This is a genomic window from Nocardia araoensis NBRC 100135 (assembly GCF_000308435.1).
GTDB lineage: Bacteria > Actinomycetota > Actinomycetes > Mycobacteriales > Mycobacteriaceae > Nocardia > Nocardia araoensis.
This window is the reverse complement of the sequence record NZ_BAFR01000107.1, coordinates 126010-141015: the sequence shown is the minus strand read 5'-3', so window position 1 is coordinate 141015 and position 15006 is coordinate 126010. Positions and strand designations below refer to the sequence as shown.

The window sequence follows — 15006 nt, the reverse complement described above, 5'->3', positions numbered from 1 at the left end:
GGGGGTCAGCGCCGCGCGTGGGAGTAGATCAGGCGCGCGTACTCGGCCAGCAGCTGGTCCAGTGACAGGTTTTCCCCGCCGGCGGCGATCTGCTGGTAGCCGACGAGCATGGCCATGCCGAGTGAGGTGACCACGGCGGCGGTGTCGTCGTCGCCGACGACGCCCTTGACGGCTTTGTGCACGGTGCGTCTGCGGGATTCGTCGACGCGTTTGAGTGCGAGGTTGACCGATTCGTCGTTGGCCGCCCAGGCGCGGATGGCGGCTTCGGCGGCGTGATGCAGCCCGGCGGCGAGGTCGGACATGGCGCGGATGTCGTCGTCGGGGTTGCCCTGGTTGAACGGCATGGTGCCCAGGATGCGCACCTGGCGGTTCTCCCAGTGTTCGAGCAGGGCGTCGACGAATCCTTGCCAGCTGCCGAAGTGGTGGTAGAACGATCCGCTGGTGACGCCGAGCCGGCGGCACAGCACGCCGATGTTGAGACCTTTGAAGCCGAGTTCGGCGAGCACTTCCAGGCCGGTGTCGAAGTACTGCTCCTTGGTGACCACTCGTGACATACGTGCGCCGTTCTCTTCGTTCGGTCAGGGGGAGGGACCGAACAGTACCCCATCGTAGCGTCGGCCGGACCGCGCTCGGGAAGTACCGATGCGTACGCCGAGAAGACGCTTCGGTACCTGTTACCTGCTGAGATATTCAGCGCCCGAGGGTGATCTGGGCGCGGAAGACACACGGCCTATAACAGAGCAATTGCTCTGTTATAGTGGCGGCATGCCCCGCCCCCGCACGCACGACCCCGACACCGTGCTCGACGCCGCGGAAACGCTGGCCGTTCGCTCCGGCCCCGCCGCGGTCACCACGCGCGCGGTCGCCGCCGTCACCGGCGTGTCCAACGGCGCGATCTACCACACCTTCGGATCACGCGCGGAGTTGCTCGCGCGCACCTGGTTGCGCGCCGCGCGCCGGTTTCTCGACCTGCAAACCGCGCTCGTGGACGCCGCACTCGACCGTGGCGGCGACGTCGAAGCCGTCGTCTCGGCCGCGGAGGCGCCCGCGCTGTTCGCCGAACGGCATCCCGATTCGTCGCGGCTGCTGCTGGCCGTGCGGCGCGAGGAGTTGCTCGGCGAGGTACCCGAGAGTGTCGCCGCCGAACTGGCGGCCACCGACGCGGTGCTGGTGGAGTTGCTGGTGCGACTGTCGCGGCGGCTGTGGCAGCGCGGCGATCGCCACGCCGTCGACGTCATGACGCTGTGCCTGGTCGATCTGCCCACCGCCGTGCTGCTGCGCCGCGACCGGCTGGCCGCCCCCCACGCGCGCGAATACCTGCGCGGCGCCGTGCGCGCCGTCCTCGCCGTCGGCCCGCCACCGCTCTGATCTTCGCTCTCACCCCCTACCGGAAGGATCCGCCATGCCCACACTCGACTACCGGGACAAGATCGCCGTTCTCGATCTCGGCGCCGACGAGAACCGCTTCTCCCCCGACTTCCTCGACCAGGTCGAAGCCCACCTCGACACCGTCCTCACCGACGGCGCCCAAGGGCTGGTCACCACCGCGAGCGGCAAGTTCTACTCCAACGGACTGGACGTGAACTGGCTCGGCGCCAACTCCGATCGCGCCGAGTGGTACGTCGCACGGGTGCAGGCGCTGCTCGCGCGGATGCTCACCCTGCCCGTGCCCACCGCCGCCGCGCTACCGGGTCACGCTTTCGGTGCGGGCGCCATGCTCGCCATCGCGCACGACTACCGCGTGATGCGCGCCGACCGCGGCTACTTCTGCTTCCCCGAAGTCGACCTCCGCATCCCCTTCACTCCCGGCATGGCCGCGTTGATCCAGGCCAAGCTCGCTCCGAAAAGCGCCGTCGCCTCGATGACCACCGGCCGCCGCTTCGGCGGCGTCGACGCCGCGGCCTACGACATCGTCGATGCGACCGCCGCCGAAGGCGCCGTCACCGACTCCGCGGTGGCGCTGCTGGCCCCGCTGGCCGGCAAGGACCCCGGCACTCTCGGCGCCATCAAGAACACCATGTACGCCACCGCGGTCACGGCACTGACCGCCTAGCGCTGCGATCGCCACGCGTTCGGTCGACGCTCGAAAATTGCTGCACAGCAATAATGTCCTCGACTCCGCGTGGCGGAGAATTCGTGTCGGCTTGCGGTGACGCAGCTTTTCGCGGCGCTGCCATACAGGTTTCATCGAAATGCGGCACGGTGGGCACGGGAAGCTCGTGCATCGAAACGGGCCATTGGCGAGGCCGCCGATTCGGCACAGAATCCCAGTTCGGAAACGTATAGGTGACCGAAGAGTTCCGGTGGCTCAGCCCGATGCGGTCGGCTTCTGTTATTCATTCGTCGTTCACGAAAAAGACGGCTTCTTCGTACACGCTGCTGACTTCTTGCTGCCGACAGAAATGGAGCGATCGTGGAATTGCTGACTGTTCTCGCCGACCTCATGACGGCCGTGTTCCAAGCCGGTAGCGGCAGCGCGGCCTGACCCGCCCGGTCGCGGCGGTTCGTCCGCGACCGGACGCACCCCCGGCTGCGCGACACCCCGGTCCGCCCGCCCCGATCCACCGAACCTGTTGTGGCAGAGGTGGTTCGGCGGTGCGCGGAGGAACAGGTCGCGGGTGGGGAAACGGTCGAAAACGCCCCGCGCGGCGCGGTCGAGCACCTACGGTCTGGGAAAGCCAGGTGTACCGAACGGGGTTGTGCGATGACCGAACCGAACACGTCCTGCGCCGCATTCCAGCGCAGCGCGGCGATCGATCCGGACGCGGTGGCCGTCCGCTCCATCGGCGGGGAGCAGACGCTCACCTGGCGCGAGTACGCCGAAGGAGTCCGCTCGGTGGCGGCGGGCCTGGCCGCGCTGGGTGTCGGACGCGGCGACACGGTGGCGTTGATGATGGGCAACCGGGTGGAGTTCTATCCCCTGGAAGTCGGCGCGCAGCACACCGGCGCGACATCGTTCTCGGTGTACAACACCCTCGCGCCCGAGCAGCTGGCCTACGTGTTCGCCAATGCGGGCAATCGGGTGGTGATCTGCGAACAGCAGTACGTCGACCGGATCCGTGCCTGCGGCGCGCCCATCGACACCATCGTCTGCATCGACGCCGCGCTCGAAGGGACCGTGGGACTGGACGAGCTGAAAGCCATGGGCCGCGCCGATTTCGATTTCGAGGCGACCTGGCGGGCGGTGCGGCCCGAGGACGTGCTCACCCTCGTCTACACCTCCGGCACCACCGGCAATCCGAAGGGCGTGGAGATCACCCACGCCAACCTGCTGGCCGAAGCGCGAGCGTTCCACGCGGTGCTGCCGGTCTGCTTCGGTGACCGGCAGACCTCCTACCTGCCCTCGGCGCACATGGCCGACCGGTTCTGCTCGCTGTATCTGCAGCAGGTCTACGGCACGCAGATCACGGTGGTGCCCGACCGGTCGCTGCTGCCGGCCGCGCTCGCCGACGTGCACCCCACCATCTGGGGTGCGGTGCCGCGGGTGTGGGAGAAGCTGAAGGCGGCCATCGAGTTCTCCGTCGCCGCCGAACCCGACGACGCCCGCCGCGACGCGCTGCGATGGGCGCTGGGTGTGGCGGCGCGCAAGGCCGACGCCCAGCTGCGCGGCGAGCCGGTCGATGAGCAGCTGGCGGTCGAATGGGCGCGGGCCGACGAACTGGTGCTGTCGGGGTTGCGCGCGAAAATCGGCCTGGACCAACTGAAGTGGGCGATGTCGGGCGCCGCGCCGATTCCGCCGCAGACGCTGGGGTTCTTCTTCGGCATCGGCATCCCGATCTCGGAGATCTGGGGCATGTCCGAACTGACCTGCGTGGCCAGCGCCTGCCCGCCGGAGCAGGCGCGGCTGGGTTCGGTGGGCCGGATGCTGCCGGGAATGCAGTGGCGCATCGCCGAGGACGGGGAATTCCTGGTGCGCGGGCCGCTGGTGATGAAGGGCTACCGCAAACAGCCGCAGCAGACGGCCGAAGCGCTCGACCCGGACGGGTGGCTGCACACCGGTGACATCCTGTCCGTCGATGCCGAGGGCTACCTGCGGGTGGTCGACCGCAAGAAAGAGCTGATCATCAACTCGGCGGGCAAGAACATGTCCCCGGCCAACATCGAGAACGCGATCAAGGCCGCCACGCCGCTGGTGGGCGCCATCGCCACCATCGGGGACGCGCGCCCGTACAACACGGCGCTGATCGTCATCGATGCCTAGACCGCGGCACTGTATGCCGCCGAGCACGCGCTGCCGGACGCCTCGGCGGCGGCGCTGGCGGCCGACGCCGGGGTGATCGCCGCGATCGCGCGCGGCGTGGCGGCGGGCAACGCCACGTTGTCGCGGGTCGAGCAGATCAAGCGGTTCACCGTGCTGCCGGTGTTCTGGGAACCCGGCGGCGACGAGGTGACGCTGACGATGAAGTTGCGGCGCAAGCCGATCGCGGCCAAGTACGCCGAGCAGATCGCGCTGCTCTACGCCGAGGACCTCGCCGCGAGCGTGCACGAACCCGACGCGGCGCCCTCGCGTGTCGGTGGCGCGGTCACAGCCCGAAGGTGAGCCGCTGCGGGTGCACGTAGTCGGCCGGGTCGTGCAGGGTGCGCAGTTCCGGTCGCCGTGGCGCGCGGATCCGTTCCAGCTCCGCGCGCAGTGGTGCGTCGTAGGTCGCCGCGCGTGCGGTGAGTCCGGGCAGCCAGTTGTCGTGATGGCTCGGCACGAACAGCGCCGGGCCGAGGGCTTCGATGTAGGTGCGGGGATCGCGCAGCCCGTTGCTGATCTGGTTGTAGCCCTGCACCGCGCCGATCTGCACGTCGGTGGCCGGTAGCGCGGCGAGGGTGTCGAACACCTGCGGGGCGCGTTCGGTGAGCGGTCCGGTCGAGTCGTGCCACACCAGGTGCAGGCCCGGCACCCGGAACTGATACAGCAGTACCCCGCCTTCGGGGTCGCGCAGCCGCGGCACGCCTTGCAGCAGACCGCTCAGCGTCGGCGGATGGGTGAGCACGATGCCCGGTTCGGGGCGGGGGAAGAAGCGGGGTGATCCGCCGACGGGATCGGGTGGGGTGCGCGCGGAGTGCAGATGCCGCACGACGCTCACCTCGACCGCGCCCACGGTGAAGTCCTCCCTGGTGCCGATCGCGGTGTCCGCGTCGCCGTGCGCGGCGGTGGGGAACGCCGGATCGGTGAGCTGCGCGGCGATGTTCGCGCAGTGTTCGGCGGTGCCGTGCACGACCGCGCCGGTGGCTGCGGCGATGCGGCCCGCGTCGGCGGCGTGGTCGAAGTGGCCGTGGCCGATGAAGATCGCCGCGGGCGCCAGGTCGACCAGGTCCTGCGGGGTGGCCGGGACGTAGCCGGTGCTGGTCAGCCGCGGCACCCACGCGTCGAGCAGCAGCACCGCGCCGCCGATGGCCATGGCGTAGGTGGTGCAGCCGACCCACGACAGCACGACCCGGTCGGTGCGCAGTGCGCCGGTGTGCGGGTCGACGGTGTCGGCGCCGAAGAAGCGGGCGCGGGCCGCGATCGTCCGTGGATCGGCGGGATCGGCCACCGGTCGCAGGCGGCCTGCGCTGAGGGCGGTCAGTTTGCCGCCGGTACCGAACAGGCCCGGGCCGGGAATCTTGCACATCCCCGTACCTCATCACGGCGGGAGGAGGCGGGCAAGAGATCGGCTACAGGCGAACGCCAAGCAGCGCGTCGACGGCGGTGGCGATCGAGGCGGGCGCGTCGGCGTCCTGGCCGCCGTAGTCCAGCGCCTGGCGAGCCCAGTCGTCGATCGCGTCGAGCGCCTTGGGGGTGTCCAGATCGTCGGCCAGGTGCTGGCGCAGCCGGGCGACGGTGTCGGTGGCCGACGGGCCCGCGGGCAACGCGGCGGCCTCGCGCCACCGCTCCAGACGCCGCTGCGCCTGCTCGAGCTGGGCGTCGGTCCACATCCGGTCCTGGCGGTAGTGCCCGGCCAGCAGGCCCAGGCGGATGGCGGCCGGATCGACGCCGCCGCGGCGCAGCGTGGACACCAGCACGAGATTGCCGCGGGACTTCGACATCTTCTCCCCGTCCAGCCCGATCAGGCCGGCGTGCACGTAGTGGCGGGCGAAGCGGCGGCCCGCGATGAGCGACTCGGCGTGCGCGGCGGAGTACTCGTGGTGGGGGTAGATCAGGTCACTGCCGCCGCCCTGGACGTCGAATTCGGCGCCGATGCGGTTCAACGCGATCGCCGAACACTCGATGTGCCAGCCGGGACGGCCCGGTCCGAACGGGGCGGGCCAGGACGGTTCGCCGGGACGTGCCGAGCGCCACAGCAGCGCGTCGATGATGTCGCGCTTGCCGGGGCGGTCCGGGTCGCCGCCGCGTTCGGCGAACAGCCGCTCCATGGTGGCGCGGTCGTAGCCGGATTCGTAACCGAACTGCTCGGTGGCGTCGGCGCGGAAGTAGATGTCGGGGTACTCGGGGTCGTCGACGACGTAGGCGGCGCCGGAGGCCAGCAGTTTCTGCACGAATTCGACGACCTCGTCGACGGATTCGACGGCGCCGACATAGTCGCGGGGCGGCACGATCCGCAGCGCGGCCATGTCCTCGCGGAACAGGTCGGTCTCCGCCGCGCCCAGGTCGCGCCAGTCCACGCCGTCGCGGGCGGCGCGTTCGAACAGCGGGTCGTCGACGTCGGTGACGTTCTGCACGTAGTGCACGTCGTGGCCTGCGTCGCGCCACAGCCGGTTGACCAGGTCGAAGGTCAGGTAGGTCGCGGCGTGCCCGAGGTGGGTGGCGTCGTAGGGGGTGATGCCGCAGACGTACATGGTGGCCGTCGGGCCGGGGGTGACCGGGCGCACCAGACGGTCGGCGGTGTCGTACAACCGCAACGGCGGTCCTGCTCCGGGGACGGTGGGGAGGGCGGTATCGGACCAGGACTGCATGCTTACGAGGGTAAAGGTGTGGTGGAGCTCATCGTTCCCCGGGCCGGTGGCTCCGACCGCTGGGCCGGCGCGGTCGGATGCCGCGACCTGCGTCTTCCAGCAAATCGTGGGTTGTCAATAATTACGGTTTCGCTGAATCAGCTGTCGGCGCCGCGGGTGGGATCGGCGACGGTGTTGGCGGTGATCGCGAACGTCCCGTCCAGTTCGGGGATGTCGGGATCGGTGTCGGCCAGCGCGAGCTGGGTGAACACGCCGCGCGCGACGTCGAACTCGAGTTCGTGATAGGCGACGGTATCGCCCCAGTCCGCGGAAGGCAACGAGATGAACCGCATGGTGAACCGCCCGCAGTCCACCGAGCCCTCGGTGAGGACGTAGACGCCGAAGTGGTTCTCCCCCTCCGAGCTCAGCCAGTAGACGCCGTTGTCGTAGAGGTGCAGGTCGGTGTCCGGAAACGGTTTCTTGTCGTAGAGGTGCACGTAGTGCAAGGCGATGCGGTAGGTCGGGGCGCCGACGACGATCCGCACCACCGGGGCCGCGCGGTCGGGAGTGGAGTGGGGCATCGCGTCCTCCTCGTCGTCGCGCCGAGTGCTCGAAGCTTCAACTGTGCCAGGAAACCCCGGACGCGGCAGCGGTGACGATCAGAAAGCGGGCCACGGAATGGGCCGCGAGGTGCGCGGCAGCGGCATCACCGGGTCGTCGAGTACCTGTTGGGTGCGCTCGATCAACGCGTCGATCTCGGCGTCGGTGATGTGCTCGCCGAGTGTGTCGGCGAACGCGCCAGGCAGTTGCTTGGCGAACGCGGTGATGTCGGCGATCAGTCCGTCGTCGATGGGCTGGCCTGCCCAGCCCCACAGCACCGTGCGCAGCTTGTGGTCGGTGTGCAGGCAGATGCCGTGGTCGACGCCGTAGACCTGCCCGTCCACCCCTTCCAGGGCGTGCCCGCCCTTGCGGTCGGCGTTGTTGAGCAGTATGTCCAGCACCGCGACGCGCTGCAATCGCGGATCGTCGGCGTGGATCAGCGACACTTCGTTGCCCAGGTCGTCCACCGCGCGCAGCACCTCGCGGAAGCCGTCGGGCACCGCGCCGGCCGGGCACAGGTCGATCAGGTCGAGGCGGTCGCCGCGGTCGGTGTGGTTGTCGGCGCCGGTGACCCAGCGCTGCACCATGCCGAGGCCGAAAGGACCGTCGCGCAAGATGGTTTCGGGGATCACGCCCCAGCCGATCGCCTCGGAGATCAGATACGAGGCCACCTCACGCCCGGCCAGGGTGCCGTCGGGGAAGTCCCACAGCGGTCGTTCGCCGCGGATCGGTTTGTAGACCACCCGCAGCGGTGTGTCGCCGGTGGCGGTGTCGTTCACGTCGCAGACCAGGGTGACGTTGCTGGCGGTGTTCACCCGCCCGATCACGGTCAACTCGCCGCTGTGGAATCCGTCCCCGGTCTCGGCCACCGAATCACTCCTCTAGTTCGGCCGCGCCGAAGATGTCACCGCGTTTGTAGCCGTTGGTGCGCACGCACATGTGCCCGCGCGCCGACAGCGGCTCCCCGCACAGCGGGCACGGCGGGCGGCCCGCCGCGATCACCCGGGTGGAGCGCAGCGCGAATTCGCGGGCCTGGATCGGGGTGAGGAACACCCGCACCGCGTCGGGGCCCTCTTCGGTGTCGTCGAGCACCACCGACTCGTCGACCTCGGTTTCGGTGATCGCCAGCAGTTCCACCACCACCGCGCCCGCGTCGGCGTCCCAGCCAAGGCCCATGGTGCCGACGCGGAATTCGGCGTCGATCGGGGTGACCAGGGGCGCGTTGTCGCTGACGTCCTCGGCCTGCGGGGGGACCTCGGCGCCGAAGCGGCGCGCGACCTCGTCCAGCAGCAGACCCATCCGGTCGGCGAGCACCTTGACCTGCTGCTTTTCCAGCAGCACGCTGACCACGCGCGGTTCCTGCACGGCCTGCAGGTAGAACGCGCGATCGCCCGGCTCACCGACGGTCCCGGCGACGAAACGATCGGGGGTGCGGAATACATGGATTGCGCGTGACACATGCACCTCCTGATATGACCCTGATCGACTACCCGCGGTGCGGGGATTCCATACAACAACCGCTCGGTTGTCTACAAGGAATCTCGACGCTCCGCATTCCCATTATCCGCACTTGCGCTATTGCCGAGCTCGCCACCGGGGACTGGTCCGGAGACCTCGCCTCCCGGCGTCGACGGTGCCGCGGCCTGCCGTTGCCCGCCGGAGGCGGCCAGGGCCGACAGGTCGGCGCCGGTGTCGTTGAGCCGCCACACGTACGGTGCGGTCGGGGTGTAGCGGACGACGCTGAGGGAGGCGGGTTCGACCAGGATCCGCTGGAATCCGTCGAGGTGGATGCCCAGGGCGTCGGCGAGCACCGACTTGATCACGTCACCGTGCGTGCACGCCACCCACAGCGCGTCGCGGCCGTGCTGCTCGGCCAGGGCGCGGTCGTGTTCGCGGATCGCGGCGACCGCGCGGGCCTGCACCTGCGCCAGCCCTTCCCCGCCGGGGAACACCGCGCCGGAGGCGTGCCGTTGCACGACCTTCCACAGCGGTTCCTCCAGCAGTTCGGCGATGGGGCGGCCGGTCCACTCGCCGTAGTCCACCTCGAGCAGGCGGTCGTCGAATACCGGTTCCAGCCCGAACTTTTCCGCCAGCGGTGCGACCGTGCGCTGGCAGCGCAGCAGCGGGGAGTGCACGATTCGTTCGATCGGCAGCCCGGCCAATCGTTCGGCCACGGCCCTCGCCTGCTCCTCGCCGCGCTCGGTGAGCTCGACGCCGGTGCTGCGACCGGCCAGGGTGCGGGCGGTGTTCGACGTCGACACACCGTGCCGCAACAGGATCACCGTCATGCGGTCAGCCTAGCGATCATGTCGCCGAGACCACCCCGCCCGCCAGCAGACCCATGATGATCGCGCCCAGCACGATGCGGTAGCCGACGAACCAGTACAGCGAATGCCGTGCCACGAAACGCAGCAGCCACGCCACCGACGCGTAGCCGACCGCGAACGCCAGCACGGTGGCCACCAGCAGTTGCGGCCCACTGGCGTTGAGGCCCTCACCAGCGGGTTCGAACGCGTCCGGCAGGCTGAACAGGCCCGATGCGGTCACGGCCGGGATGGCCAGCAGGAACGAAAAGCGAACGGCCGCTTCGCGCTCCAAGCCCAGGAACAGGCCCGCGGTGGAGGTGGCGCCCGAACGGGAGACACCGGGGATCAGCGCCAGGCTCTGCGCGAAACCCATGGCCAGCCCATCGCGGGTGGTCAGTTGCTCGATCGGGCGTTCCTTGCGGCCGAAGTGCTCACCGGCGGCGATGACCAGGGCGAAGAAGATCAGCATGAACGACACCAGCCACAGATTGCGGGCGCCGGTGCGGATCTCGTCTTTGAGCAGGAACCCCAGGACACCGATCGGGATGGTGGCGATGATCACATACCAGCCGATGCGGTAGTCGAGTTCGCGCTGGGCCTGCTCGTCGAGCACGCGCTTGTGGTCGGCGGTGATGACCGGAAGTCTCGTGGTGGGCTGATCGTGCAGCGGAATCTGCTGGCGACCGCGCGCGGTCAGTTGCTCGCGCACACCCGCGAACCAGGCCAGCACGATCCGCCAGATGTCCTTGGCGAAGTACACCAGTACCGCGGCTTCGGTGCCCAGCTGGGTGACCGCGGTGAACGAGGCGCCCGCGTCGTCGCCGAAGAAGACCGACGACACGATGCGCAGATGCGCCGAGGAGGAGATCGGTAGGAACTCCGTCAGTCCCTGCACCAGACCCAGCACCAGGGCCTGCACCCAGGTCATCGACTCGCCTACCACGAACCATCCTCCACTTCCGCGAAATACGCGTTCCTACCTGGGCATTGGTGCGGCGGGCGGTCGGTGCTCCGCCGAAAATCGCCCCAATTACGCAGCGACAGTACAGTGCCGAGGCCGCGGCGGCGTGCCCGGCTGCCGCGCGGCCGCCGCCGCGGTCGCGGGTCGGACCGCGCACCGGGGCGCGACCCACTGCGCTGGTGGGCGCCGAGTCGCGTATCCACACTCTAGGCTTGGCGCCGTGACGAATGCGCGGACACGGTGATGGAACAGCGGACGGTGGGCCGCAGCGGCCTGCGGGTGTCGCGGATGGGCCTGGCGACCCATACCTGGGGTGCGCACACCGACGCCGAGGACGCGGCGGGGCAGTTGGTGGCGTTCGTGGAGGCCGGCGGCACACTGGTGGACACCTCCCCCGCCTATGCGGGTGGGGCCGCGCAGCGGATCCTCGCCGAGTTGCTGGGTGATCTGGTCTCCCGCGACGAGCTGGTGCTCAGCGGTTGCGCGGGGATCGCGCCGTGGGGGTTCGCCGCGGCGGGTGTGCCGGAGGCGGCGCGGGTCACGGTGGACACCTCGCGGCGGGCGCTGCTGCGGCAGCTGGATCGCACGCTGCTGGAGTTCGGCACCGATCATCTCGATATCTGGAATGTGGCGGTGTGGGATCCGCGGACGCCGCTGGAGGAGGTCGCCTCGACGCTGGAGCAGGTGGTGCGGTCGGGCCGGGTCCGTTACGCGGGGGTACGCGGGTTCGGGGCCTGGCAGCTGGCGAGTCTGGCCGCGGTGGCGCCGGTGACCGCGGCGCAGACGCCGTATTCGCTGCTGGCGCGGGGTGCGGAGGCCGATGTCGTGCCCGCGGCGCGGTTCCACGGTGTGGGGGTGATCGCCTCCGCGCCGTTGGCGGGCGGCATCCTGACCGGCAAGTACCGCGACGGTGTTCCGGCCGATTCGCGTGGCGCCGACGAGGCGACCGCGGCGGAGATCCGCAGTGGTCTCGACGACCGCGCCACCCGGGTGGTGGATGCGCTGGTGACCGCCGCGGACGGGCTGGGCACCTCGCCGCTGGCGGTGGCGCTGGCCTGGATCCGCGACCGGCCGGGCATCGCGAGCATGATCGTCGGCGCTCGTGACATCGGGCAGCTCACCGGCGTGCTGGCCGCCGAGACCCTGGAGTTGCCGCGGGCGATCGCCGCGGCCCTGGACGACGTCAGTGCACGCGCCGAGTGACACAGATTAGCCTTGCCTGCATGAGCACTGCAGCGACCGGGGGTGGGCGTGGGAACCGAGTCCGAGCCGGATGGTGGCGTGCCCTCACGGTGTTGTTCGCAGCGGGTTTGCTGGTCGGGTCGGTGGCGTGTGGCAGCGACGCGGGATCCTCGCACGGCGGGCACGGGCCGACGACGGCGGCGCTGACCGATCTGGATCCGGTGCCCATCGGGCCGGAACCCACCCCGGCGCTGCCGGTGACGGTGCGGTCGTTCGACGGCGCCGAGGTCACCGTCACCGACGCCTCCCGCATCATCGCCGTCGACCGCTACGGCACGCTCGCCCAGATCGTGTACGCGCTCGGGCTGGGACCCAAGCTGGTGGGGCGCAGCACGTCGGCGGCGTTTCCCGCGGTGCGCGACGTGCCGAACGTGGCCGGGGGCAACGGGTCGCTGAACGTGGAGTCGGTGCTGGCGATGCGGCCGTCGGTGTTCTTGACCGACACCACCAGCGCCGCGCCCGCGGTGCGTGAGCAGTTGCGCGCGGCCGGTGTCACCGTCGTGTACTTCGATCCGGAACGCACGATGGACGGGGTGGCGCCGCAGATCGAGGCGGTGGCGTCCGCGTTGGGTGTGCCGGAGCGGGGGCAGGCGCTGGCGCAGCGCACGCGCGACGAGATCGCCGCCGCGAGTGCCGCGGTGCCCGCGCGGGACCCGCAGCTGACCATCGCTTTCCTGTATCTGCGCTCGACGGCGATCACGATGCTCGCCGGGCCGGGGTCGGGTGCGGACGCGTTGATCGCGGCGCTGCATGCGCGCGACGCGGGTGCGGTGGCCGGGGTGAAAGAGCAGTTCACCGCGATCACCAGTGAGGCCATGATCGGTGCGGCGCCGGATGTGCTGCTGGTGATGTCGGACGGGTTGAAGTCCGTCGGCGGTGTGGAGGGGCTGGAGAAGGTGCCGGGGATCGCGCAGACCCCGGCGGGGCGCGACCGGCGTGTGGTGGACATGTCGGATGCGGTGCTGCTGAGTTTCGGACCCAACACCGGCCGGGTGATCGCGGCGTTGAGCGCGGCGGTGTACGGCACCGGGCACGCATGAGTCTTTCGGAGACCGAAACGGCGCGGCCGCCGCTGCCGAAGTCGCGGGGCCGTTCGCGGGTGGTGCTGGTGTTCGCGGTCGCGGTGGCCGGGCTGGCCGCGTTGGCGGTGGCCTCGGCGGCGATCGGGCAGGTGCCGACGACGCCGGCGGAAGTGGCGGGCAGCGTGCTGCACCGGATCGGACTGGATCTCGGGCCGATGCCCGCGCATCCGGCCGGTGAGGTGACGCTGTGGCAGGTGCGGTTCCCGCGGGTGGTGCTGGCGATGCTGGTCGGTGCGGCGCTGGCCACAGCGGGTGCGTTGTTGCAGGGGGTGTTCGCCAACCCGCTGGCCGAGCCCGGCGTGATCGGGGTGTCGGCGGGGGCGGCGGTCGGGGCGGGCACGGTGATCGTGGTGGGCGGGGCGTTCGTGGCGGCGTGGTCGGTGGCCGCGGCGGCGTTCGTTGCGGGGCTGGCGACCACGTTGCTGGTGTATGTGCTGGCGCGCTCGGGTGGCCGCACCGAGGTCGTCACGTTGGTGCTGACCGGTGTCGCGATCAACGCTTTCGCGGGCGGGCTGATCGCGCTGCTGCTTTTCGTGGCCTCCCCCGCTGCCCGCGATCAGATCGTGTTCTGGCAGCTGGGGTCGCTCAACGGGGCCACGTGGGAGTCGGTGGGTGTGGTGGCACCGCTGACCGCGGTCGGTGTGGCGGCGGCGGTGCTGCTGGCGCCGCGGCTGGATCTGCTGGCGCTCGGGGAGTCGGCGGCCCGTCACCTGGGTGTCGACGTGGAGCGGTTACGGCGCAACGTGATCGTGGTGGTGGCGATCCTCGCCACGGCCGGTGTCGCGTTCACCGGGATCATCCTGTTCGTCGGTTTGATCGTGCCGCATCTGGTGCGGATGCTGGTCGGTCCCGCCCACCGGACCCTGATCCCGCTCAGCGCCGTCGTCGGCGCGGTGGTGCTGCTGGCCGCCGACGTCACCGCCCGCTCCCTGGTCGACAACGCCGACCTCCCCCTGGGCATGCTCACCTCCCTCCTCGGCGGTCCCGTCTTCTTCTACCTGCTGCGCCGCACCCGCGCCCGCTCCGGAGGCTGGGCGTGATCGGGCATCGTCGAGTGGCACAGGGTCGCGGTGACCGGAGGTGCGGGGTGAGGGTGCGGATGGCGCACGCGGTGCCGGGGTGGCCGGTGCGGGGGGATGTGACCGTGCGGGCGTCGGGGGTGAGTGTGGAGCGGCGCGGGGGTGGGCAGGCGCGGCGGGTGCTCGACGGTGTGGATTTCGAGGCGGTCGCGGGGCAGGTCGTGGCGCTCGTGGGGCCCAACGGCGCCGGTAAGTCGACGCTGCTGGCCGTGCTGGCCGGGGAGCTGGCGCCGAGCGCGGGGACGGTGGAACTCGACGGGCAGCCGCTGGCGCACTGGACCACGTTGGACATGGCGCGGCGGCGGGCGGTGCTGCCGCAGACCCACACCGTCGGCTTCCCGTTCACCGCGCGGGAAGTCGTGGCGATGGGCCGCGCGCCGTGGGTGCGCACCGAACGCCGCGAACACGACGAGGAACAGATCGCCGCGGCGATGGCCGTCACCGACGTCGCGCATCTGGCCACGCGCTCGTTCCCGACCCTGTCCGGCGGTGAACGCGCCCGGGTCGCGTTGGCGCGGGTGCTGGCGCAGGACACCGCCACCCTGCTGCTGGACGAGCCGACCGCCGCCTTGGACCTCGGCCACCAGGAGGCGGTGCTGCGTCTGGCCGCCGAGCGTGCCGCGGCGGGCGCGGCCGTGGTCGTCGTCCTGCACGATCTGGGTGTCGCGGCCGCCTACGCCGATCGGGTGGCCGTCCTCGATGCCGGTTGTATCGCTGCGGACGGCCCGCCCCGGGAAGTGCTGACCACCGAGCTGCTCACGAAGGTCTACCAGCACCCGGTGGAAGTGCTCGACCATCCGGTCACCGGGGCGCAACTGGTGCTGCCGGTACGCCGCTGATCGAGTCGACCCGCCGGTCATCTCGTGGATGCC

Annotated in this window: 14 protein-coding genes and 1 pseudogene; 7 read left to right on the top strand and 8 right to left on the bottom strand. The window is 70.5% G+C overall.

What is annotated here, in order from left to right; genetic code table 11:
• Positions 1 to 5: 5 nt before the first annotated feature.
• On the bottom strand, positions 6 to 554 hold the full coding sequence (locus ON21_RS13730; RefSeq protein ID WP_039798223.1) for a TetR/AcrR family transcriptional regulator: 549 nt from the start codon (positions 552 to 554) through the stop codon (positions 6 to 8).
• A 211-nt stretch (positions 555 to 765) separates the two neighbouring features.
• Here ON21_RS13730 and ON21_RS13725 point away from each other — a divergent pair, with 211 nt between their 5' ends.
• From ON21_RS13725 to fadD11, 3 genes and pseudogenes are all read left to right on the top strand, one after another.
• Positions 766 to 1368, top strand: a complete 603-nt coding sequence (locus tag ON21_RS13725) for a TetR/AcrR family transcriptional regulator (protein WP_039798222.1) — start codon at positions 766 to 768, stop codon at positions 1366 to 1368.
• 34 nt (positions 1369 to 1402) lie between these two features.
• On the top strand, positions 1403 to 2053 hold the full coding sequence (locus ON21_RS13720) for an enoyl-CoA hydratase-related protein (protein ID WP_039798221.1): 651 nt from the start codon (positions 1403 to 1405) through the stop codon (positions 2051 to 2053).
• Positions 2054 to 2704: 651 nt separating this feature from the next.
• Positions 2705 to 4540, top strand: a pseudogene (gene fadD11 / locus ON21_RS13715) (fatty acid--CoA ligase FadD11).
• On the opposite strand, the gene ON21_RS13710 reads toward fadD11, so the two are convergent.
• The 7 genes from ON21_RS13710 to ON21_RS13680 all read right to left on the bottom strand — a co-directional run bounded on the left by ON21_RS13710 (position 4524) and on the right by ON21_RS13680 (position 10698).
• Positions 4524 to 5603, bottom strand: a complete 1080-nt coding sequence (locus tag ON21_RS13710) for an MBL fold metallo-hydrolase (RefSeq protein ID WP_039798219.1) — start codon at positions 5601 to 5603, stop codon at positions 4524 to 4526. The pseudogene fadD11 and the gene ON21_RS13710 overlap by 17 nt on opposite strands.
• A 43-nt stretch (positions 5604 to 5646) precedes the next feature.
• Positions 5647 to 6885, bottom strand: coding sequence for a cysteine--1-D-myo-inosityl 2-amino-2-deoxy-alpha-D-glucopyranoside ligase (gene mshC, locus ON21_RS13705; RefSeq protein ID WP_039798218.1), 1239 nt, complete (start codon positions 6883 to 6885; stop codon positions 5647 to 5649).
• Between the two features lie 137 nt (positions 6886 to 7022).
• Positions 7023 to 7445 (bottom strand): hypothetical protein, encoded by a 423-nt coding sequence (locus ON21_RS13700; RefSeq protein WP_051020771.1) that lies wholly within the window; start codon positions 7443 to 7445, stop codon positions 7023 to 7025.
• 78 nt (positions 7446 to 7523) lie between these two features.
• On the bottom strand, positions 7524 to 8333 hold the full coding sequence (locus ON21_RS13695) for an SCO1664 family protein (protein WP_039798217.1): 810 nt from the start codon (positions 8331 to 8333) through the stop codon (positions 7524 to 7526).
• A gap of 4 nt (positions 8334 to 8337) precedes the next feature.
• Positions 8338 to 8922 carry a DUF3090 domain-containing protein gene (locus ON21_RS13690; RefSeq protein ID WP_039798216.1) on the bottom strand — a complete coding sequence of 195 codons (585 nt, stop codon included), beginning with the start codon at positions 8920 to 8922 and terminating at the stop codon, positions 8338 to 8340.
• Positions 8923 to 8993: 71 nt separating this feature from the next.
• Positions 8994 to 9752, bottom strand: coding sequence for a histidine phosphatase family protein (locus ON21_RS13685; protein WP_039798215.1), 759 nt, complete (start codon positions 9750 to 9752; stop codon positions 8994 to 8996).
• A 16-nt stretch (positions 9753 to 9768) separates the two neighbouring features.
• Positions 9769 to 10698 carry an undecaprenyl-diphosphate phosphatase gene (locus ON21_RS13680; protein WP_063821067.1) on the bottom strand — a complete coding sequence of 310 codons (930 nt, stop codon included), beginning with the start codon at positions 10696 to 10698 and terminating at the stop codon, positions 9769 to 9771.
• Between the two features lie 276 nt (positions 10699 to 10974).
• Here ON21_RS13680 and ON21_RS13675 point away from each other — a divergent pair, with 276 nt between their 5' ends.
• From ON21_RS13675 to ON21_RS13660, 4 genes are read left to right on the top strand one after another with little or no spacing between them, the layout of a single operon-like run.
• Positions 10975 to 11934, top strand: coding sequence for an aldo/keto reductase (locus tag ON21_RS13675; protein WP_039798213.1), 960 nt, complete (start codon positions 10975 to 10977; stop codon positions 11932 to 11934).
• 20 nt (positions 11935 to 11954) lie between these two features.
• Positions 11955 to 13013 (top strand): heme/hemin ABC transporter substrate-binding protein, encoded by a 1059-nt coding sequence (locus ON21_RS13670; RefSeq protein ID WP_051020770.1) that lies wholly within the window; start codon positions 11955 to 11957, stop codon positions 13011 to 13013.
• Positions 13010 to 14095, top strand: coding sequence for a FecCD family ABC transporter permease (locus tag ON21_RS13665; protein ID WP_039798211.1), 1086 nt, complete (start codon positions 13010 to 13012; stop codon positions 14093 to 14095). Before ON21_RS13670 ends, ON21_RS13665 begins: the two co-directional genes overlap by 4 nt.
• A 59-nt stretch (positions 14096 to 14154) precedes the next feature.
• Positions 14155 to 14973, top strand: coding sequence for a heme ABC transporter ATP-binding protein (locus ON21_RS13660; protein WP_051020769.1), 819 nt, complete (start codon positions 14155 to 14157; stop codon positions 14971 to 14973).
• Positions 14974 to 15006: the final 33 nt, after the last annotated feature.